This window comes from Streptomyces adustus, from assembly GCF_009377175.1.
Classification (GTDB): domain Bacteria; phylum Actinomycetota; class Actinomycetes; order Streptomycetales; family Streptomycetaceae; genus Streptomyces; species Streptomyces adustus.
This window is the reverse complement of the sequence record NZ_VJZD01000188.1, coordinates 1-18733: the sequence shown is the minus strand read 5'-3', so window position 1 is coordinate 18733 and position 18733 is coordinate 1. Positions and strand designations below refer to the sequence as shown.

20 protein-coding genes are annotated in these 18733 nt (G+C 71.3%); 7 read left to right on the top strand and 13 right to left on the bottom strand.

The window, feature by feature from the left end:
* Window positions 1–53 precede the first annotated feature (53 nt).
* Window positions 54–545: a GNAT family N-acetyltransferase gene (locus tag FNH09_RS33475; RefSeq protein WP_152893658.1), complete on the bottom strand. Its 492-nt coding sequence runs from the start codon at window positions 543–545 to the stop codon at window positions 54–56.
* Window positions 546–719: 174 nt separating this feature from the next.
* Here FNH09_RS33475 and FNH09_RS33470 point away from each other — a divergent pair, with 174 nt between their 5' ends.
* Window positions 720–1391, top strand: a complete 672-nt coding sequence (locus FNH09_RS33470) for a hypothetical protein (protein ID WP_152893657.1) — start codon at window positions 720–722, stop codon at window positions 1389–1391.
* A gap of 5 nt (window positions 1392–1396) precedes the next feature.
* The gene (locus FNH09_RS49055) at window positions 1397–2074 is read left to right on the top strand and encodes a hypothetical protein (RefSeq protein WP_238427264.1); all 678 of its coding nucleotides are present in this window, start codon (window positions 1397–1399) and stop codon (window positions 2072–2074) included.
* Here FNH09_RS49055 and FNH09_RS33460 read toward each other — a convergent pair.
* Complete coding sequence (locus FNH09_RS33460) at window positions 2063–2575, bottom strand: DnaJ family domain-containing protein (RefSeq protein ID WP_152893656.1); 513 nt, start codon at window positions 2573–2575, stop codon at window positions 2063–2065. The two genes, FNH09_RS49055 and FNH09_RS33460, sit on opposite strands and share 12 nt — an antisense overlap.
* A gap of 100 nt (window positions 2576–2675) precedes the next feature.
* Here FNH09_RS33460 and FNH09_RS33455 point away from each other — a divergent pair, with 100 nt between their 5' ends.
* Entirely contained in the window at window positions 2676–3068 is a 393-nt protein-coding gene (locus FNH09_RS33455) for an FHA domain-containing protein (RefSeq protein WP_162469481.1), read from the top strand.
* Window positions 3069–3114: 46 nt separating this feature from the next.
* Here the strand turns inward: FNH09_RS33455 and FNH09_RS33450 are convergent, their stop codons facing one another.
* The 5 genes from FNH09_RS33450 to FNH09_RS46835 all read right to left on the bottom strand — a co-directional run bounded on the left by FNH09_RS33450 (window position 3115) and on the right by FNH09_RS46835 (window position 7527).
* Window positions 3115–3804 (bottom strand): O-methyltransferase, encoded by a 690-nt coding sequence (locus FNH09_RS33450; RefSeq protein ID WP_152893655.1) that lies wholly within the window; start codon window positions 3802–3804, stop codon window positions 3115–3117.
* 130 nt (window positions 3805–3934) lie between these two features.
* On the bottom strand, window positions 3935–5308 hold the full coding sequence (gene proP / locus FNH09_RS33445; protein WP_152893654.1) for a glycine betaine/L-proline transporter ProP: 1374 nt from the start codon (window positions 5306–5308) through the stop codon (window positions 3935–3937).
* A 202-nt stretch (window positions 5309–5510) separates the two neighbouring features.
* On the bottom strand, window positions 5511–6647 hold the full coding sequence (locus FNH09_RS33440; RefSeq protein WP_152893653.1) for an acyltransferase family protein: 1137 nt from the start codon (window positions 6645–6647) through the stop codon (window positions 5511–5513).
* Window positions 6648–6756: 109 nt separating this feature from the next.
* The gene (locus FNH09_RS33435) at window positions 6757–6984 is read right to left on the bottom strand and encodes a hypothetical protein (RefSeq protein ID WP_152893652.1); all 228 of its coding nucleotides are present in this window, start codon (window positions 6982–6984) and stop codon (window positions 6757–6759) included.
* Window positions 6985–7317: 333 nt separating this feature from the next.
* Window positions 7318–7527, bottom strand: a complete 210-nt coding sequence (locus FNH09_RS46835; protein WP_156110846.1) for a hypothetical protein — start codon at window positions 7525–7527, stop codon at window positions 7318–7320.
* A gap of 636 nt (window positions 7528–8163) precedes the next feature.
* On the opposite strand from FNH09_RS46835, the gene FNH09_RS33425 reads away from it, so the two are divergent.
* Window positions 8164–10194 (top strand): PA14 domain-containing protein, encoded by a 2031-nt coding sequence (locus FNH09_RS33425; RefSeq protein WP_152893650.1) that lies wholly within the window; start codon window positions 8164–8166, stop codon window positions 10192–10194.
* A gap of 167 nt (window positions 10195–10361) precedes the next feature.
* Here FNH09_RS33425 and FNH09_RS33420 read toward each other — a convergent pair whose 3' ends face one another.
* Window positions 10362–10790: an ATP-binding protein gene (locus FNH09_RS33420; protein WP_338017758.1), complete on the bottom strand. Its 429-nt coding sequence runs from the start codon at window positions 10788–10790 to the stop codon at window positions 10362–10364.
* A 92-nt stretch (window positions 10791–10882) separates the two neighbouring features.
* Here FNH09_RS33420 and FNH09_RS33415 point away from each other — a divergent pair, with 92 nt between their 5' ends.
* Together FNH09_RS33415 and FNH09_RS33410 are read left to right on the top strand one after the other, a co-directional pair.
* Entirely contained in the window at window positions 10883–11731 is an 849-nt protein-coding gene (locus FNH09_RS33415) for a Scr1 family TA system antitoxin-like transcriptional regulator (protein WP_162469479.1), read from the top strand.
* Window positions 11691–11897, top strand: a complete 207-nt coding sequence (locus tag FNH09_RS33410) for a DUF397 domain-containing protein (RefSeq protein ID WP_152893649.1) — start codon at window positions 11691–11693, stop codon at window positions 11895–11897. Before FNH09_RS33415 ends, FNH09_RS33410 begins: the two co-directional genes overlap by 41 nt.
* Here the strand turns inward: FNH09_RS33410 and FNH09_RS33405 are convergent.
* Window positions 11881–13050, bottom strand: coding sequence for a steroid 3-ketoacyl-CoA thiolase (locus tag FNH09_RS33405; RefSeq protein WP_152893648.1), 1170 nt, complete (start codon window positions 13048–13050; stop codon window positions 11881–11883). The two genes, FNH09_RS33410 and FNH09_RS33405, sit on opposite strands and share 17 nt — an antisense overlap.
* A gap of 193 nt (window positions 13051–13243) precedes the next feature.
* Between FNH09_RS33405 and FNH09_RS33400 the strand changes: the two genes are divergently transcribed.
* Window positions 13244–14479 (top strand): cytochrome P450, encoded by a 1236-nt coding sequence (locus tag FNH09_RS33400; RefSeq protein WP_152893647.1) that lies wholly within the window; start codon window positions 13244–13246, stop codon window positions 14477–14479.
* A gap of 27 nt (window positions 14480–14506) precedes the next feature.
* Here FNH09_RS33400 and FNH09_RS33395 read toward each other — a convergent pair whose 3' ends face one another.
* The 4 genes from FNH09_RS33395 to FNH09_RS33380 all read right to left on the bottom strand — a co-directional run bounded on the left by FNH09_RS33395 (window position 14507) and on the right by FNH09_RS33380 (window position 18679).
* Window positions 14507–15196: a YoaK family protein gene (locus tag FNH09_RS33395; RefSeq protein ID WP_152893646.1), complete on the bottom strand. Its 690-nt coding sequence runs from the start codon at window positions 15194–15196 to the stop codon at window positions 14507–14509.
* A 125-nt stretch (window positions 15197–15321) separates the two neighbouring features.
* On the bottom strand, window positions 15322–15735 hold the full coding sequence (locus FNH09_RS49645) for an aggregation-promoting factor C-terminal-like domain-containing protein (protein WP_162469478.1): 414 nt from the start codon (window positions 15733–15735) through the stop codon (window positions 15322–15324).
* Between the two features lie 338 nt (window positions 15736–16073).
* Window positions 16074–16892, bottom strand: a complete 819-nt coding sequence (locus FNH09_RS33385) for an ECF transporter S component (RefSeq protein WP_152893645.1) — start codon at window positions 16890–16892, stop codon at window positions 16074–16076.
* On the bottom strand, window positions 16889–18679 hold the full coding sequence (locus tag FNH09_RS33380) for an ATP-binding cassette domain-containing protein (protein WP_162469477.1): 1791 nt from the start codon (window positions 18677–18679) through the stop codon (window positions 16889–16891). The genes FNH09_RS33385 and FNH09_RS33380 overlap by 4 nt, the downstream gene beginning before the upstream one ends.
* Between the last annotated feature and the right edge of the window lie 54 nt (window positions 18680–18733).

The window sequence follows — 18733 nt, the reverse complement described above, 5'->3', positions numbered from 1 at the left end:
CCCCCGGGCCTCCCGGCTGTCCCCGGCTTCCCGGCAGCCCCCGACTCCCCGGGCTACGCGAGCTGCTTGCGGAACCAGTGCTCGGCGTACGCGTCCTCCTTGTACGGGCCGGTCTCGGTGTAGCCGAGCCGGGCGTACAGGGCGCGCGCCTCGGTCAGGTCGGCGCGGGTGTCGAGCACCAGCCGCGTGGCACCGAGGGCACGGGCGGCGTCCTCGGCCGCCGACACCAGCAGCGCGGCCCCGCCCCGGCCGCGCATCCCCGGACGAAGGAACACCCGGGTCAGCTCGGCCGTCGTGGCCTCCAGCAGCCGTACGCCCGCGCTGCCGGCGGGCTCACCGCCGTACCGTGCGACCAGCAACTGCCCGTCCGGTGGGCTGAGTTCGTCGCCCGTGTGCGCGGCGATCCCGCGCTCCAGCTCGTCCGGGTCGGTGCGACGGCCCTCGTGCAGCAGGTACCAGCGGTCGCTGACCTCGGTGTAGTACGCCCGCCAGAGGGCGGCGGCCACGGGCGAGTCGAAGGCTTCGGGGGCGACGGTCCAGGTCATGGCCGACATTCTCGGGGGCGGGCCCGGCCGACCCGCAAGCGAATACCGGGGAACCGGGCCGCCGCCGCACCGGGTTGCTCCCGGGCGGGCCGGGCGCGGCCGCCGTTTGGGCGGGGTCTTCCGGGTAACCCGGTTCAGGAACCGGCCCGTTGGGCCGATACACGGAAGGCAACCATGTCGACAGGCGTGATGATCGCTCTGATATTGATCGTGGTGGCCGTCGTCGCGGTGACGGCCGTCCTGGCCCTGCGGGCCCGAGGCACGCACGGCGGCGGCCTGAAGCGACGTTTCGGGCCCGAGTACGAACGGACCGTGGCCGGATACGACGGCGATGTGCAGGCGGCCGAGCGGGAGTTGACCGAACGCGTCGAGCGGCACGGCGGGCTGCGCGAGCGGCCGCTGGAGCCCGCCGAACGCGAACGGTACGAGGCGCGCTGGACGGCCGTCCAGGAACGGTTCGTCGACTCCCCGCGCGAGGCGGTCGCCGACGCGGACCGGCTCATCGCGGAACTGGCCGGCGCCCGCGGCTTCCCGGACGGCGCGCAGTACGAGGAGCAGCTCGCGGCGCTCTCCGTGCACCATGCCGACCAGGTGCAGGGCTACCGCCGGGTGCACCGGGTCGTCGTCGTGCCGGCGAAGGCCGGGAGCGGCGGCGCGGGCACCGAGGAGATGCGGGAGGCGCTGGTCGAGGCCCGCGGTCTCTTCGCCGAACTGGTGGCCCCGGCCCGCCAGGGCAACGGCCGCCACCGCCCCGGGACGACGCCGGACGACCGGCGCACCCCGGCCCGATCCAACGGCCACGGCACCCCGTGGGCGTTCACCAGGCGTCAAGCGAAGGGGAGTTGAGTCACATGGCCGACACCGAGCGACCGGTGACCGACGCCACGGGCACGGACCCGCGGCAGCCGTCCGGCCCGCCCGAGCCGCCCGAGGCACGCAGGACGGGCGAGACGCGCAGGACGGGCGGGACGACCGAGACACCCGCAGCCCCCAGGACGCCGGAGTCACCCTCCGCTCCCAGGACGCCGGAGTCACCCACGGCCCCCAGGGCGCCGGAGGAGGCGTCGGCCGCCCGCAGGACGGCCGAAGCGGCCGCCGGGGTCCCCGGGCCGGCGGAGGCCCCCGAGCGCCACCGCCGGACCGGGCCGGCCGCGCCCGGACCCGACACCGCGGGTCACGCCCCGGACACCGCCGGCCCCGCCGCACTCTTCGCGCACGAGGAGTCCGACAAGCTCACGCTCCGCCTCCGGCAGGCGGTCGCCGCCTTCGTCGACGAGCCCCGCGGCTCCGTGGAGGAGGCCGACCAGGTGCTGGAGGAGATCGCCGCCCGCTTCACCGAGGCCGTGGCCAGGCAGCGCCGGACGCTGCGCACGTCCTGGCAGTCCCCGGACAGGGCGACCGAGAAGGCCACGGGACGGTCCACGGACAAGCAGGCCGAAACGCGCCCGGCGGTCGGCGCCGACACGGAGCAACTCCGCCTGGCCCTGCGGGACTACCGCGAACTGGCGGAGCGCCTGCTACGCGTGTGACCCGTGCGCCGCGTCGTTCGCGGCCCCTGTGGCCTCCGCGCCACCGGCCGCCCCCGTACGGCCTGCACCGCCCGTACCGCCCGTACCTTCAGAGTCGATCGCCGCCCGGCGCTCCCGCCACTCCCGTACGACCTCGTCGACGTCGTACGGCTTCTTGCCCAGCGGGGGGCCGGGCGGCGGCTTGAACATCATCTCGCGGATCTTCGCGTTGACGTCCGTGATGATCCTCCGGACGATCAGCTCGCTGGGCGCCGCGTAGGCCGCCGCGAGGGCGTCCTCGGCCTCCTTGCGCAGAGCCAGCGCGGGCGGCAGCACGGAGAGGCCCTCGCGGGCCATCTTCCTCTTGATCCACCACAGTTCGTCGTACGTCGTGTCCGTGACCTCCGGCATCGGGCGGCCCGCGCCCGCCAGGTGGGCGAACTCGCCCCGCGCCTGGGCATCACGGATCTGCTTGTCGACCCAGGACTCGAACGGGACCCCCGGTGGCTTTCGCTCGGTCATGAGTCCATTGTGCCGGACGCGGTACCGCCGGGCGATTTATCATGCGGCGGCGGGTGCGCCAACCAGGCCGCCGTACAAGGACATTCCAGAAGGAGCGCACGTGCTCGAACTCACCATGGCCTCCGTCTCCGGGGCGGACGTCGGTGCCACGGCCGGCATGCTCATGGCCGACGCGCCGAGCGATCCCGGTGCCGTGCTGCGGGTGGGCCGGGATGCTTCCGTCTGCCGGCTCGCGACGCCGGACGACTGGCTGTTCGTCTCGCGGGTCCACCTGGAGTTCCTGTGCGGCCCCGAAGGAACCTGGCATGTGTCGTGGCTGCGCGGCTCGCAGCCCGACCCGTCCTCCGAGGTGCTGCTGACCGTCGGGGAGTACGCCCAGACGATCGCGTACGGCGGGAGCGTGCAGCTGCCGCGGGGCGGGGCGGGCGAGATCATCATCCGGGACCGCACCGGCCCGCGCAGCGTCAACGTCGGCTTCTACCACGAGGCGTAGCCCCGGGGCAGGGCCGCCGACGTCCCCAGGGCCCGTCCGACAGGCGCTACTCGGGCTCCTCGGGCTGCTCCAGCACCCGGGCCAGCGCGAAACCGTCGTACCCCTTGCTGCCCACCGTCTGGATCGCCGTGGCGCTCAGCCGCGGGTGGGCGGACATCAGCTCGACGGCGGCCCGGGTGCCCTCGACGTCCGGTTCGCTGCTCTCCGAGTCGATCACGCGGCCGCCGCGTACGACGTTGTCGACGATGATCAGGCTGCCCGCGCGGGTGAGCCGCAGCGCCCACTCCACGTAGTTCGCGTTGTTGGCCTTGTCGGCGTCGATGAAGACGATGTCGAACGGGGCCGGGTTCTCGTCGGCGAGCTTGGGCAGCGACTCCAGGGCCGGACCGACGCGCACCTCGACGATCCGCTCCAGACCCGCGCGGGCGATGTTGCGGGTCGCGACCTCGGCGTGCCGGGCGCTGTACTCCAGCGAGATCAGCCGGCCGTCGGCCGGGAGCGCGCGGGCCAGCCAGATGGTGCTGTAGCCGCCGAGCGTGCCGATCTCCAGGATGGTGCGGGCCCCCTGGATCTGGGCCAGCAGTTGCAGCAGCTTGCCCTGGGGCGGGGTGACGGCGATGTGCGGCAGCCCGGCGGCCTCGCTGTCCCGCACGGCCGCCTTGAGGAACTCGTCCTCCGGCGCCAGATGGGTGGAGAAGTAGAAGTCGACGTCGTCCCAGAGCTGAGACCCGCTCATGCGCTCTACCTTTCGTGTCCCTGCTTTCCGGCCGGTCCGCCGGTTCGGGGGGCGGAGCCGACGGGACGCCGACGCGCCGAGGGAAGGGGCCACCGGGGTGCCCCCTTCCATCGTCGCGCAGTCCGTCCGCTCACGCAGCCGACTCGACCGCCGGCGCCGACCCGGGCAGCGGCCGGCCCGCCGACTCCGCCATGTACCAGACCGCGACACCGCCGACGACGGCCGCGGCCATCAGGTAGTAGGCGGGCATCATCAGGTTCCCGGTCGCGCCGACGAGGGCGGTCACCACCAGCGGGGTGGTGCCGCCGAAGAGCGACACCGACACGTTGAAGCCGATGGACAGCGAGCCGTAGCGGACCCTCGTCGGGAACAGGGCGGGCAGGGCCGCCGGCATCGAGGCCGTGAAGCAGACCAGGAGCAGGCCGAGCGCGCCCATGCCGAGGCCGACCGCGAGCAGGCTGCCCTGGCGGATCAGCAGCAGCGCCGGGACGGACAGGGACAGGAAGCCCACGCAGCCGGCCGCGATCACCGGGCGGCGGCCGATCCGGTCGGTCAGCGCGCCGGCGAAGGGCTGCACGATCATCATCAGCGCCATCACGCCCAGCACGACCAGCAGGCCGTGCGTCTCGTCGTACTTCAGCTCGCTGGTCAGATAGCTCGGCATGTACGACAGGAGCATGTAGTCGGTGACGTTGAAGACCAGGACGAGCCCCATGCACAGCAGCAGCGTCCGCCACTGGCCCACGACCATCTCGCGCAGCGGCACCTTCGGCCGGCTCGCCTCGGACCTCTCCACCTCCGCCCGGAACGCCGGGGTCTCCTCCAGGCGCATCCGCAGGTAGAGGCCGACGATGCCCATCGGGCCCGCGATCAGGAACGGGATCCGCCAGCCCCAGGACACCAGGTCCGCGGAGGAGAGCAGCGCGGTCATGAGGGTCACCAGACCCGCGCCGCCGATGTATCCGGCCAGCGTGCCGAACTCCAGCCAGCTGCCCAGGAAGCCGCGCCGCTTGTCCGGCGCGTACTCGGCGATGAAGGTGGACGCGCCCGCGTACTCGCCGCCGGTCGAGAAGCCCTGCACCAGGCGGGCCAGCAGGAGCAGCAGGGGAGCGCCGACGCCGATCGCGCCGTACGACGGGATCAGGCCGATCGCGAACGTGCCCGCCGCCATCATGATCATGGTGAGGGCGAGGACCTTCTGCCGGCCGATGCGGTCGCCGAGCGGGCCGAAGACCATGCCGCCGAGCGGGCGGACCAGGAAGGCCGCGGCGAAGGCTCCGAACGTGGACAGCAACTGCGCGGTCGGGTTGCCCGAGGGGAAGAAGACCTTGCCCAGGGTGACCGCGATGTAGCTGTACACGCCGAAGTCGAACCACTCCATCGCGTTGCCCAGCGCGGCGGCCTTCACGGCGCGCCGGACGAGGGCGGGGTCGGTGGTGGTGACCTTTCGGCTCCTGCCGATGGTCCTGGGGGTCTGGGGAGCAGCGACGGTGACGGCTGACAAAACTTCGCTCGCCTACCTTTCGACGGGGACAGGGACACGGCCCGAGGTGGGCCAGGCAGCGACCATACGAGTCTTTGATCCGCTTACGCCCGGTACGCAACCGGATGCATGCTGCACCTAAAAGCCGTGTATGCAGGTACGTCTGCCCCGTTCGGAAGGTGTTTTTCGGCCGCCCGCTGTGATCCTTGTCGCCCCGGCGCGGTCAGCGAGAGCTCGGCACCCGCTCGGACGAGTGGGCCTGGACCTGGGCCTTCGCCGTCCGGCCGAGAAGGCTGCGCAGCCGGCGCTCGGCGGGGTGCTCCACCCACTGGTACGCAAGCCCCGCGGCGCCGAGGCTGACCGTCAGGACCCCCGCCCAGAAGACGAGCGTGGCCTGGCCGGGGGCGGGCTTGCCCCACAGGAACACCGCGGACCGGATCACGATCTCGTGCAGGAGGTACCAGGCGAACGACCAGTGCCCGAGCCGGATCATCCAGGGCCCGCCCAGCCCGGTGCGCCGTCCCTCCAGGTCGGCACGGGCCGCCGAGCAGATCAGGGCCGCGAAGATCGGCGCGGAGAGCCACTGCGAGGCGGTGTAGGGGCTGTACCAGAGGGAGTCCGGCACCGCGTCCGACCAGGGGATCAGCGCCAGGTGCCAGCCGACGACGAGAGCGACGGCCACCGGCAGCGGCAGCCGGGGCCGCCAGCCCCGCTTGAGCGCGAGTCCGGCCACCACCCCCAGCACGAACTGGAGGGAACGCGTCAGCGGCAGATAGTCCAGGGCCCAGGCGCGGGTGACGGGCGGCAGACCGGACAGCGCGGGCCACAGCGCGAGCGCGGCACAGACGACGGCGGCCGCCGTCCACGCCCACACCCGGGCGCGGCGCCCCGCGAGCAGCGCCAGCAGCGCGGGGAAGACCAGATAGAACCAGGCCTCGTCGCTGAGCGACCAGGCCGCCGGGTTGCCGCCCTTGAAGATGACCGGCACCGGCACCCACGCGTGCACCAGCAGCAGCGTCGCGGCCACCGCCTTGAGCGACACGGCCTGGCCCATGACCGCCCACACGGCGACCGACAGCGCGACGCTGACGGCGAGCAGCGGCCAGATCCGGGCGAAGCGCCGCCACAGGAACACCCGGGTGGGGACCTTCATGCCGTCGTACGTCCAGGCCAGGACGACACCCGACAGCACGAAGAAGAACGTCACGCCGCTGCGGCCGTACCAGACGGCCTCACTGACGACCGGGACGGTACCGACCTGACGGGACAGGTGGTAGAGGACGACCAGCGCGGCGGCCCAGAACCGCAGCCCGGTCAGCGAGGGCAGTCGGTCACGGCCGGGCCTGGGTATGGAGGTCAACGCTGGTCCTTCACCGTTCGGGCGGCGGGCGGGGGCGATCACCCCGGCACGGAGCAGCAAAGACTAACGCCGCGGCCCGGCCCGCCCCGAACCCTCCCCGGCCGCGCCCTCAGGAGGCCTGCGCGTCGAACGCGTGCCGTACGAGCGGTACGTCCAGCTTGGGAATCCTCACGTTGAACGACCCGGAGGGGCCGGCGAGGTCGAGGGCCATGAGCTTCCAGTGACCGGCTTTGGCGGCGGAGGCCGTCAGGGTCAGCGGCGGGAGGAGGGTCAACGCCTCCTGCCCCCGGCCCTGCCACGTCACGGGCTTGCCCCGGGTGAGGTACAGGGTGCCCAACCGGGATCTCGTGCCGGCCTGTCCGAGCGGACGAAGGAAACAGGTGACCTTCAGGGTCACGTCGCTCGTGAACAGATCGAGATCGCCAGCAGGGGTCGGCCGCTTGATCCACAGCCAGCGGAGCAGTACGTCGGAGAAGGTCTGAGTCAGGGTCTTTGAGAAGTGCCGAGGTGGGCGGTTCGCCTGCTGAGAACCGGATGTGACGGCTTGTCGGCTTCTATCGGCGGCTGCCCTGGAGACAGGACAGGCATGGCCGCTGGTGATCATGTGGGTGTCGAGTCCGTATGAGCACCGAGCGAGTCCATGCCTGCGCGCCCATCTTCCCGCATGCCGTCATGCCTCCAGCAACTGGGGGAAGCCTCCGGCCCAGCCCTGCTGAAGACAGCCGCTGACCTGCGGAGTTATCTGGCCACGGTGCCTGACCCGCGGGCCCGTCGCGGCATCCGTCACCCATGGACGGCCTTGCTCACCTCTGCGGCCGCCGCCGTTCTGGCCCCCGAGAAGGTGGTTGGGGTCGTTGGCGGCGGTCACGGTGCCGGTCATGTGTGCGGAGGCGACCTCAGCGGAGATCTTCGTGAAGGCCCCTCCCGCGTCGAGGGGGCGTGCCGCCAACGCAGCGGCGCTGGAGGTCTTGTGCGTTGTCGGGGTGCCCGAAGCTTTGGCGGTGCCGTCACTGTTGCTGCACGTGGTAAGGGGCAAGAGCGCAGTGGCCGCTGCGACAGCGATGATGCTCGATCTCATCCCGCGATCATGAAGCATAGGTAGATTATGTGAAAGAAATGTGATGCTCTGTGATGGCGTGGTGATGACCCTGCATCGTCAGCGGAGTGGCAGAACGGGGTCGCCCTCGGGTACGCCTGGGACACCCTGACCGGCATCGCACGGCAGTGGCACCGCCACCCCGACTTAAACCCGGACTGGGCAGCCGATGACTGACACGACCGTCGCCCTGTAAGCCGCCGAGCACGTCGACCGGTGGAAAGCCGACCACGGCCAGCCCCTGCACTACAGCCAGGACCTGTTCAGGGACAGGTCCGTGTTTCCCAGCCGGATCCCTGGCCGCCTGCCTGGCCGAAAAGTGTGAGGGCGGGTGCAACCCTGCCCTCTTCTCAGCAGTCACACAGGCGCCACTGTGTTTCAGGTGTTCCACGTTGGTCCGGAAAGGCCCTTCCCTCTGTGATGACTCGTACCCGGCTGATCGCGCTGGCCGCGACAACCGCCCTCGCCGCCGCCGGCGGCCTGGTCACCGCCACTCCGGCTGCGGCCGTGACCTGCACTTCTCCCGTCTGGAAGGCGCAGTTCTTCGCCAACACCTCGTTCAGCGGCACACCCAAGCGCACCGCCTGCGACTCCGCCATCTCGGAGAACTACGGCAGCGGCGACCCGGCCGGCGTCACCCTGCCGAAGGACAACTTCTCGATCCGCTGGTCCGTCACCCGGGACTTCGGCTCCGGCGGCCCCTTCCGGCTCTCCGCCGCCACCCAGGACGGCATGCGCGTCTACGTCGACGGCGTGCGCAAGATCGACCTGTGGAAGAACGTCTCCACCACCGTCCGCAAGACCCTCGACCTGACCATCCCGGCCGGCAAGCACACCCTGCGCGTGGACTACGTCGCCTGGACCGGCAACGCCAACGCCGCCTTCACCTACACCCCGCGCACCGAGGCCGCCGTCGACACCGTCAAGCCCCTCGCTCCGGCCACCCTCGCCGCCTCGTACGACCGGAACACCGCGAAGACCACCCTGCGCTGGGCCGCCAACAAGGAGATGGACCTCGCCGGCTACCGCGTCTACCGCCGGCTGAGCACCACACAGTGGGCGAAGGTCAGCGGCACCTCCCTGCTCACCTCCCCGGTCTTCATCGACACACCGCCCGCCACGGGCGAGACCTTCCTGTACGAGGTCCGCGCCGTCGACAAGGCCGGCCGCGAGTCCGCCGGCAGCCCCGACATGAACGCGACGACCGTCGACCGCACGGGACCGGTGGCCCCGACGGGGCTCACCGCCGTCACCGACGGGTGGTGGACAAAACTGAGCTGGCAGCCGGTCTCCGACGCCGCGCAGTACGAGGTGTACTCCGCCCCCGCGGCCACCGGCCCATTCACCCTGCTGTACACCACGACATTCACGTCCTACGGACCCGACGCGCCCCCGAACACCACCCGGTACTACCGGGTGCGAGCCCTCGACGCGACCGGCAACCCGGGCGCCTATGCGACGGCCACCGGCGACGGCGTCGACCGCACACCGCCACCGACCCCGCACCACCTCACCTCCGAGGTCGGCGCCAACTTCACCGAGGTGTCCTGGAGACAGACCGACGACTTCTTCGAGGAATCCGGCGCGGCCTACCACGTCTACCGCTCGCCCGGGAAAACCCTCGACCCTGCCGCCCTCACCCGCGTGACCTGCACCGAGCCCAGCGACCAGAACACCGACGGCGGAGTCTGCCGCGACCTGGACATGCCCGCCGGCACCTACGTCACCTACGCGGTCACGTCGGTGGACCGGGCCGGCAACGAGTCGACGCTGTCCGCCCCGCTCGTCGTGCGCACCGGCGACCACGTCGCCCCCGGTCCCCTCACCGGCGTCAAGGCCACCCCGCGCGCCGACGGCGTGCTGCTGAGCTGGGACGCCTCGAGCGACGACGACGTCGACGGCTACCGGGTCTATGCCGGCGTCAAGGAGGCCGACGGCAGCGTCACCTGGACCCTCAACTCCCAATGCACGGACGGCACGAGCGACCCGCTCGCGATCCTGTGCGGCGATCTCCCGGACGGCGAGACCTACCTCTACGCGGTCGTCGCCAAGGACCGCTGGACCAACTATCTTCACCCGCGCGACCCGAACGTCCCCGTCCTCGAGGGCACCGAGCTGGACGTGCGGCCGACCACCACGGTCACCCCGGACTGGAAACTGGGCGTGCTGAGCTGGAACTCCGTATCCACCTCTGCGCCGTTCGTCCGCTGGTCGTGCGACAACACCGCACTTTGCGACACCGTCACCGGCTACCGGATCAACCGCTGGAACCCCACAACCGAGACATACGAGCCCCGGCACGACGGCCTGCTGCCAGCCGACACCCGAACGTGGACGGACACCACCGCGACGAAGGGAACCTCGTACTTCTACACACTCCAAGCCGTACGCGCCGACGGCAGCGTCGCGGGCACGTATGCATGGGACTGCGTCGTACAGAACCGCGTCTAGGACCCCGCCCGGCGAGCAGACGGCCGCCTCCTGCGAGGAGGCGGATCGGGCTCGCAGACGAGAAGGTCGAATCCGTGGTCGCGGCTCTGGTGCGCCCTCCTCTTTCACATGAATGGCCGCAGGGTGCTGAAGGTTCCTGATGTGATCCAGTCCCGGTGGCGCTGACGTCAGCGGAAGGCCGCTGTGCAGCATTCGAACCACACGGTTTTGCTGCCTTCGGGGGTCAGGTCCACGCCCCACTTGTCCACCAGTGCTTCCAGCAGGGCGAGGCCGCGGCCGGTTTCCGAATCCGGCCGTACGTCGCCCTGCGGCGAGGGGGGCCGGGCGGCGCCGTCCGTCACCTCCACCCGTACCCCCGCCGGCTGCCGCAGCAGCGCGATCGTGCAGCGTCTGTCCGGTACGTGGCGTACGACGTTGGCGACCAGTTCCGTCAGGGCCAGTTCCACGGTGTCGGTCAGGTGCGGCAGGCCCCACTCGGCCAGACAGGAGCGGGCGATCCGACGGATGTGCCGCGCCGAGTGGGCACCGACGGTGAGGTGCATCCGGTACTGGGGCGGACGCGGGCCCGCGAGGGCAGGGGGAATGAATCCGTTCACGGTACGAGCCTGACCTCGGGCGACTACTCTGGGCTACCGCACGGATACAACAGGTCCCGTGGTGGACCGAGTTACGTCACAGGGGGCCGCGCGTGACCCACATCAACGTCCTCGACCCGGGAGCCTCACCGCTCGACTACTACGGCTTCGAGCTGCGGCGACATCGCGAGGCCGCGGGCCTCACGCAACGGCAGCTCGGTGACATCGTCAACTACACGGGGTCACTGGTCGGGCAGATCGAGACCGCCAGGAAGCTGCCCACACCCGAGTTCAGCGAGCGCGTGGACGCGGCGCTGGGGACGGGCGGGCTGCTTTCGCGCCTCGTCGCCCTCGTGATGCGCAGCCAACTCCCGGCCTGGTTTCAGCAGGTGGCCGAGTTGCAGACGCGGGCCGCCGAGATCTACTCCTTCGAGTCCCAGATGGTGCACGGTCTCCTTCAGACTCCGGGGTACGCGCGGGCCGTGCTGGGCACGTTGAACCAGGCCGACCTGGACGATCGCACCGCGGTGCGGATGGCGCGGCAGAGCATCTTCGAGAAGGAGGAGCCGCCCGTCTTCTGGGCCGTCCTCTCCGAGGCCGCTCTGTGTCTGGAGATCGGCGGGCCGTTGGTCATGCGCGACCAACTGGCCCACCTGTTGTCGTTCGAGGACGATCCCCGGATCAATGTTCAGGTGTTGCCGTATTCGGCCGGAGCGCACGCCGGATTGCAGGGCTCGTTCGACCTCTACCGCTTCGAGCGCGACCCGGTCATCGTCTACACGGAGAGCTACGGCAGCGGTCATCCGACCGCGAATCCGGACACGGTCAAGGACTGTTCGCTCCGTTACGATCACCTTCAGGCCGCCGCACTCTCCCTCAAGGGCTCGGCGCAGATGATCCGGCGCGTGATGGAGGAACGCTATGGGGAACAACGCGGCTCTGACGGGGATTCAGTGGCGTAAGTCCAGCTACAGCGGAGATCAGGGCGGCAACTGCGTCGAGGTCGCCGAGACCTCCGCCACCGTCGCCGTCCGCGACTCGAAGAACCCCGCGGGACCGGTGCTCGGGTTCCGGCCCGCGGTGTTCGCCGAGTTCGTGGTCTGGTCGGCGGCTACAGCCGCTGGATGATCGTCCCGGTGGCCAGGCCGCCGCCCGCGCACATCGTGATGAGGGCGAACTCCTTGTCCGCGCGCTCCAGTTCGTGCAGGGCGGTGGTGATCAGGCGGGCCCCGGTCGCGCCGACCGGGTGGCCCAGGGCGATCGCGCCGCCGTTGACGTTGACCTTCGTCAGGTCCTGCTCGAAGACCTGGGCCCAGCTCAACACCACCGAGGCGAAGGCCTCGTTGATCTCGACGAGGTCGATGTCCTTCAGGGACATGCCCGCCTTGCCCAGGACCGCCTTCGTGGCGTCGATGGGGCCGTCGAGGTGGAAGTGCGGGTCGGCGCCGACCAGGGCCTGGGCGACGATCCGCGCCCTCGGCTTCAGTTTCAGGGCGCGGGCCATGCGCTTGGACGCCCACATGATCGCTGCCGCGCCGTCGGAGATCTGGGAGGAGTTGCCGGCCGTGTGCACGGCCGTCGGCATGATCGGCTTCAGGGCGGAGAGGCCCTCCACGGTCGTGTCGCGCAGGCCCTCGTCCTTGTCCACCAGGCGCCACATGCCCTGGCCCGCCCGCTGCTCGTCCTCCGTGGTCGGGACCTGCACCGCGAACGTCTCCCGCTTGAACCGCTCCTCGGACCAGGCGATCGCGGCCCGCTCCTGGGAGACCAGGCCGAGGGAGTCGACGTTCTCCCGGGTGAGGCCGCGGTGGCGGGCGATGCGCTCGGCCGCCTCGAACTGGTTGGGCAGGTCCACGTTCCACTCGTCGGGGAACGGTTTCCCCGGGCCGTGCTTCGAGCCGGAGCCGAGCGGCACCCGCGACATCGACTCGACACCGCAGGAGATGCCCACGTCGATCACGCCCGCCGCGATCATGTTCGCCGTCATGTGGGACGCCTGCTGCGAGGAGCCGCACTGGCAGTCGACCGTCGTCGCCGCGGTCTCGTAGGGCAGGCCCATGGTCAGCCAGGCGGTGCGCGCGGGGTTCATGGACTGTTCGCCGGCGTGGGTCACCGTGCCGCCGACGATCTGCTCGACGCAGTCGGCGGGGATGCCGGTGCGGCCGAGGAGTTCGCGGTACGTCTCGCCCAGCAGATAGGCCGGGTGCAGATTGGCGAGCGCGCCGCCGCGCTTGCCGATGGGGGTGCGTACGGCTTCGACGATCACGGGTTCGGCGGCCATGGGTGCGGGTCCTCTCCTCCGAACTGATACGTGTTCTAGTTCTGTGTGCAGTCTGCTGACGAGGCGTCCACCCCCGCAAGGGTCTTGCAGGCAGATTCGGGGCGCCGTACCCCTTGCCTCTTGTAGAACCCGTTATTACCTTCGCGGCAGCTCTATTCCTGATGGACCGTCAGATGGACGGAGTGAGTTGCCGATGCCCTGTCCGGCGCTTCCCGACGGGTTCGACTTCACCGACCCCGATGTGCTGCAACACCGCGTGCCGCTGCCGGAGTTCGCCGAGCTGCGCCGGGTCGAACCGGTCCGCTGGATCCCGCAGACGTCCAACCTGGCAGGTTTCCAGGACGAGGGCTACTGGGCGGTCACCCGGCACGCGGACGTCAAGTACGTTTCCACGCATCCGGAGATCTTCTCCTCGTACCTCAACACCGCGATCATCCGCTTCAACGACCACATCGAGCGCGACGCGATCGACGCCCAGCGGCTGATCCTGCTCAACATGGACCCGCCCGAGCACACCCGGGTCCGCCAGATCCTCCAGCGGGTCTTCACCCCGCGCGCCATCCGCGCGCTGGAGGCCAACCTGCGCGCCCGCGCGCAGGCCATCGCGGCGAACGCGCGCGCCCGCTCCGGGACCTTCGACTTCGTCACCGAGGTCGCCTGCGAACTGCCCCTCCAGGCCATCGCCGAACTCATCGGCGTCCCGCAGGAGGACCGGGCCAAGATCTTCGACTGGTCCAACCGGATGATCGCCTACGACGACCCGGAGTACGCGATCACCGAGGAGGTCGGCCAGGAGTCCGCCACCGAGATCATCGCGTACGCCATGAACATGGCCGCCGCCCGCAAGCAGTGCCCCGCCAAGGACATCGTCACCACCCTGGTGGCGGCGGAGGACGAGGGCAACCTCGGCCCCGACGAGTTCGGGTTCTTCGTGCTGATGCTGGCCGTAGCCGGGAACGAGACCACCCGCAACGCCATCACCCACGGCATGCACGCCTTCCTCACCCACCCCGAGCAGTGGGAACTGTTCAAGGCGGAGCGGCCGGCCACGGCGGCCGAGGAGATCGTGCGCTGGGCCACCCCGGTCAACTCCTTCCAGCGGACGGCCACCCAGGACACGGAACTGGGCGGAAAGACGATCAGGAAGGGTGACCGGGTCGGCCTCTTCTACGCCTCCGCCAACCACGACCCCGAGGTCTTCGACCACCCCGACGTCTTCGACATCACCCGCGACCCCAACCCCCATCTCGGGTTCGGCGGTGGCGGGCCGCACTTCTGCCTCGGCAAGTCCCTGGCCGTCCTGGAGATCGACCTGATCTTCAACGCCGTCGCCGACGCCCTGCCCGGCCTGCGGCTGACCGGCGACCCGCGCCGGCTGCGCTCCGCCTGGATCAACGGGGTGAAGGAGCTGCCGGTCAGCGCGGGCTGAGCGACCCGCAGCGGGGTGCGGGCGGAGTCACTCGCGGCCGGACGACGTCAGCGCCAGCACCCCGGTCAGTGCCGTCGCGACCACCAGCGGGACGCCCAGTCCGTGGTGCAGCACCAGCCACGCGCCGAGCAGCGCGCCCACCGCCATCGCGACCACCGACGCGGTGCGGCGCGGCGAGTGACGGCCCGAGCCGCCCCCGGCCCGGGAGTCGGAGGCCAGGCCGGTCAGGGTCATCGTCAGGACCGTCGTTGTCAGGTCCGGCACGCCCAGTTTGCGGACGGTCGCGTTGCGCAGCCCCATCGCGAAGGCCGTGAGCACGATGAGCGTGTACGTCGTCCCCGTGGCACCCGGCGCGGCGAAGGCGACCGCGGCGGACGCGCCCAGCAGGACCGCCTCGGCGGCGAGGGTCAGCCGGGCCCAGGTGCGGCGCGAGCCCCCGCCGAGCCGCCGGGCGACACGCCCGCCCGCCACCGCGCCCACCAGGAACGACAGCAGAGAGGCCGCCGTGTGCGGCACCGAGAAGCCGGGCGCCCCCGCGGCGGCGAAGCCCAGGACGACGACGTTGCCGGTCATGTTGGCGGTGAAGACATGGCCGAGACCGAGATAGCTCACGGCGTCGATCAGTCCGCTCACCACGGTCAGGGTCAGCAGCACGGCCACCAGACGCAGGCCGCGCGCCTCGGGGTCGTGCTCGGGTGTCTCGGACGGCGTGGTCATCGCCTCAGTGGACCACGGGCGGGCCGGGAAACGCCCGAAGGCGGCGGCCCCGGGGTCGGGGGCCGCCGCCTTCGCGGATGGCGCGCTCAGGTCGGCGCGCCGGGGGTGACTGGCTGATCGGTGGATCAGTACCAGTGGTGGGTCTGCCAGAAGTCCCAGGCCTGCACGGGGCTGCCGTAGCGGGAGTTCATGTAGTCCAGGCCCCACTTGATCTGGGTGGCGGGGTTGGTCTTCCAGTCGGCACCGGCGGAGGCCATCTTCGAGCCGGGCAGGGCCTGGACGAGGCCGTAGGCGCCGGACGAGGAGTTGGTGGCGGTGTGGTTCCAGCCGCTCTCGTGGGTGACGATCTGGTTGAAGGCGTTGTACTGGGCCGTGTCCGGGATCATCCGGTGGGCGATCGCCTGCGCGGAGGAGGCCGAGGTGCTCGCTGCCTGGGCCGGGGCGGCGGCCAGGGCCAGGCCGGCGGTGGCGGCGGCGACGGCGGTGACGGTGAGGGCCTTCTTCGGGCTGGCGATGCGGCGGATGGCGGCGAGGGACACGGGGGATCACCTTCTTTGGGGGACGGGGAGTCGCTCGCTCGCCGGGGGACCGTGTGTTTTCCGGTCCTGGCATGCGTCGGCACCGTGACCCCTGGGGGCCGTGGTGCCTGGCGACGTCCTCAAGACAACCAGCCCCGACCGGTGTCCGCAATGACCCCTTTTACTAGTTGTGGCCGCATTGGGGTGCCTGTCGGCCTGTGTGAGCTGGCTCTCAATCCCCAGGTCAGGGCATGGGTCCGCTTCTAAACCTGTCTCTTTTTGTCCACTATCGCGGCTAGTAGGTGACGTGGGTCATGTGGGGTGCTTCACCGGTTACGCAACACTGTGTGCACGGGGTCTCACGGTGTGGGTGCGTCGAATGTGACCGCGGTCTCGAAGGCGGCCCGGCGCGTGGCGCGACGCAGCGCCTTCAGCACCGCAGGGCCGACGAAAAGGGTCAGGGCGACCGTCACCAGCGCACGGCCGAGGTCCCAGCCGAGCGAGGTGGCCAGACAATAGGCGACGAAACGGGCCAGATTCGCGGCCACCGTCCCGTGCGGGTCGAAGGCGATGCCGGAGGCGTTGCCGTCCATGAAGGTCCAGCCCGCCAGGTTCATCACCGTGCCGTAGGCGAACGCGGCCAGGAATCCGTAGGCGCTGAGCAGGGCCAGTTCGGCGCGGCCGCGCAGCCGGTCCGGACCCGGCAGCAGGCCCGCGCCCATCGTGAACCACCCCATGGCGAGCATCTGGAACGGCATCCACGGCCCGACCCCGCCGGTGAGCAGCGCCGAGGCGAACATCGTGACCGAGCCCAGCACGAACCCGAAGCCCGGCCCGAGCACCCGGCCGCTGAGCACCATCAGGAAGAACATCGGCTCCAGACCGGCCGTACCGGCGCCGATCGGGCGCAGTGCGGCGCCGGTCGCGGCCAGTACGCCGAGCATGGCGACCGCCTTCGGGCCGAGCCCCGACTCGGAGATCGTCGCGGCCAGCACCGGCACCAGCAGCACCAGCAGGCCGGCGAAGAGCCACGGCGCGTCCTGGGCGTGCGCGGTGAGCTGCGAGGCGGGCGGGGCCAGGAACGGCCAGGTGAAGGCGACCACCCCGACGGCGCTGACCAGGGCGAGGGCGGCGAGGGAGCGGGGGCCGAGGCGGACGGCCCGTGCCTGGCGCGTCATCGCAGGGCCTGCCTTACCTGGGCGACGGTGAGCCAGCGCTGCGGGGCGAGGATCTTCGTGACCTGCGGCGCGTAGGAAGGGGAGGAGACGACCACCTCGGCGGTCGGGCCGTCGGCGATCACCTCGCCGTCGGCCAGCAGCACGACCCGGTGGGCGAGTTCGGCGGCAAGTTCCACGTCATGGGTGGCGAGCACGATCGCGTGGCCCTCGGCGGCGAGCGCGCGCAGCACACTCACCAGGCGGGTCTTCGCCGCGTAGTCCAGCCCGCGGGTCGGCTCGTCCAGGAGCAGCAGGGGAGGACGGGCGGTCAGGACCACGGCGAGCGCGAGCGCCAGCCGCTGGCCCTCGGAGAGATCGCGCGGATGGACGTCGTCGGTCACGCCGGGCAGCAGCTCGTCCACGAGGGCCCGGCAGGTGCCGGGCGTGGCCCGGGCGTCCCCGTCGGCGGCCGCGCACTCGGCGGCGACCGTGTCGGCGTACAGCAGGTCGCGCGGTTCCTGGGGGACCAGGCCGACCTGGTGGACGAGGTCGCGGGGCCGGGTGCGGTGCGGTACCGCCCCACCGACGCGGACCGTGCCGGCGGTCGGCTCGACCAGCCCGACCAGCGTGCCGAGCAGGGTGGACTTGCCGGCGCCGTTGCGGCCCATGAGGGCGACGGTCTCGCCGGGGGCCACCGTGAGGTCGACGCCCCGCAGGGCCTGGACCTGGGCGCGGCGCACGGCGAGGGAACGGACCTCGGCGACGGGCGGGGCGGGCGTCGGGGCGACGGAGGACGAGGCCCCGGGCGCTACTCCGGCCGTCACCCCAGCCGTGTTTCCGGCCGCTGCCTCGGCCGTCACCCCGGCATCCACCGGCTTTCTGATCAGGCGCGGCAGGTACGGCAGACGCGGCAGGCGCGGCCGGGAGGATGCCGGACGGGGCGCGGGTACGCGGGCCGATGCCGGTACCGGTGCGGGGGCCGGCTCGTCGCGTCCCGTCAGCTCCTCCCGCAGGGCGGACGCCCGGCGGCGGGCGTCGCGGACCGTCAGCGGCAGCGGGGACCAGCCCGCCAGCCGGCCGAGACCGACGACCGGCGGGTACACCGGGGACACCGCCATCACCTCCGCCGGGGTGCCCAGCACCGGAGCGGCGCCCGGTTCCGGCAGCAGCACGACCCGGTCGGCGTACTGCACGACCCGTTCCAGGCGGTGCTCGGCCATGAGGACCGTGGTGCCCAGGTCGTGCACCAGGCGTTGGAGGACGGCGAGGACCTCCTCGGCGGCGGCCGGGTCCAGCGCGGAGGTCGGCTCGTCGAGGACCAGCACCCGGGGGTGCGGGGTGAGGACCGAGCCGATCGCGACGCGCTGCTGCTGGCCGCCGGAGAGGGTGGCGATCGGACGGTCGCGCAGGGCGGCCAGGCCGAGGAGGTCCAGGGTCTCCTCGACGCGGCGGCGCATAACGTCCGGGGCGAGGCCCAGCGACTCCATGCCGTAGGCGAGTTCGTCCTCCACGGTGTCCGTCACGAAATGGGAGAGCGGGTCCTGACCCACCGTGCCGACGACGTCGGCGAGTTCGCGGGGTTTGTGGGTGCGGGTGTCGCGTCCGGCCACCGTGACCCGGCCGCTCAGGGTGCCGCCGGTGAAGTGCGGGACGAGCCCGTTGACCGCGCCGAGCACGGTGGACTTGCCGACCCCCGATGGGCCGACCAGCAGCGCGAGTTCGCCCTCGGGTACCTCGAAGTCCACGCCCCGCACGCTGGGTTCGGCTGCTCCGTCGTACGTCACGGAGACGTTCTCGAAGCGGATCACGACGTCTCCTTGAAGGCGGGGGCGGGGGCGAGGAAGGCGGGGAGCAGGCCGAGG

Coding starts and splice junctions, on each gene's coding strand:
- FNH09_RS33475 (WP_152893658.1), bottom strand. CDS start 545: ATGACCTGGACCGTCGCCCCCGAAGCCTTCGACTCGCCCGTGGCCGCC.
- FNH09_RS33470 (WP_152893657.1), top strand. CDS start 720: ATGTCGACAGGCGTGATGATCGCTCTGATATTGATCGTGGTGGCCGTC.
- FNH09_RS49055 (WP_238427264.1), top strand. CDS start 1,397: ATGGCCGACACCGAGCGACCGGTGACCGACGCCACGGGCACGGACCCG.
- FNH09_RS33460 (WP_152893656.1), bottom strand. CDS start 2,575: ATGACCGAGCGAAAGCCACCGGGGGTCCCGTTCGAGTCCTGGGTCGAC.
- FNH09_RS33450 (WP_152893655.1), bottom strand. CDS start 3,804: ATGAGCGGGTCTCAGCTCTGGGACGACGTCGACTTCTACTTCTCCACC.
- FNH09_RS46835 (WP_156110846.1), bottom strand. CDS start 7,527: ATGACCGGCACCGTGACCGCCGCCAACGACCCCAACCACCTTCTCGGG.
- FNH09_RS33425 (WP_152893650.1), top strand. CDS start 8,164: ATGACTCGTACCCGGCTGATCGCGCTGGCCGCGACAACCGCCCTCGCC.
- FNH09_RS33410 (WP_152893649.1), top strand. CDS start 11,691: ATGGGGAACAACGCGGCTCTGACGGGGATTCAGTGGCGTAAGTCCAGC.
- FNH09_RS33405 (WP_152893648.1), bottom strand. CDS start 13,050: ATGGCCGCCGAACCCGTGATCGTCGAAGCCGTACGCACCCCCATCGGC.
- FNH09_RS33400 (WP_152893647.1), top strand. CDS start 13,244: ATGCCCTGTCCGGCGCTTCCCGACGGGTTCGACTTCACCGACCCCGAT.
- FNH09_RS33395 (WP_152893646.1), bottom strand. CDS start 15,196: ATGACCACGCCGTCCGAGACACCCGAGCACGACCCCGAGGCGCGCGGC.
- FNH09_RS33385 (WP_152893645.1), bottom strand. CDS start 16,892: ATGACGCGCCAGGCACGGGCCGTCCGCCTCGGCCCCCGCTCCCTCGCC.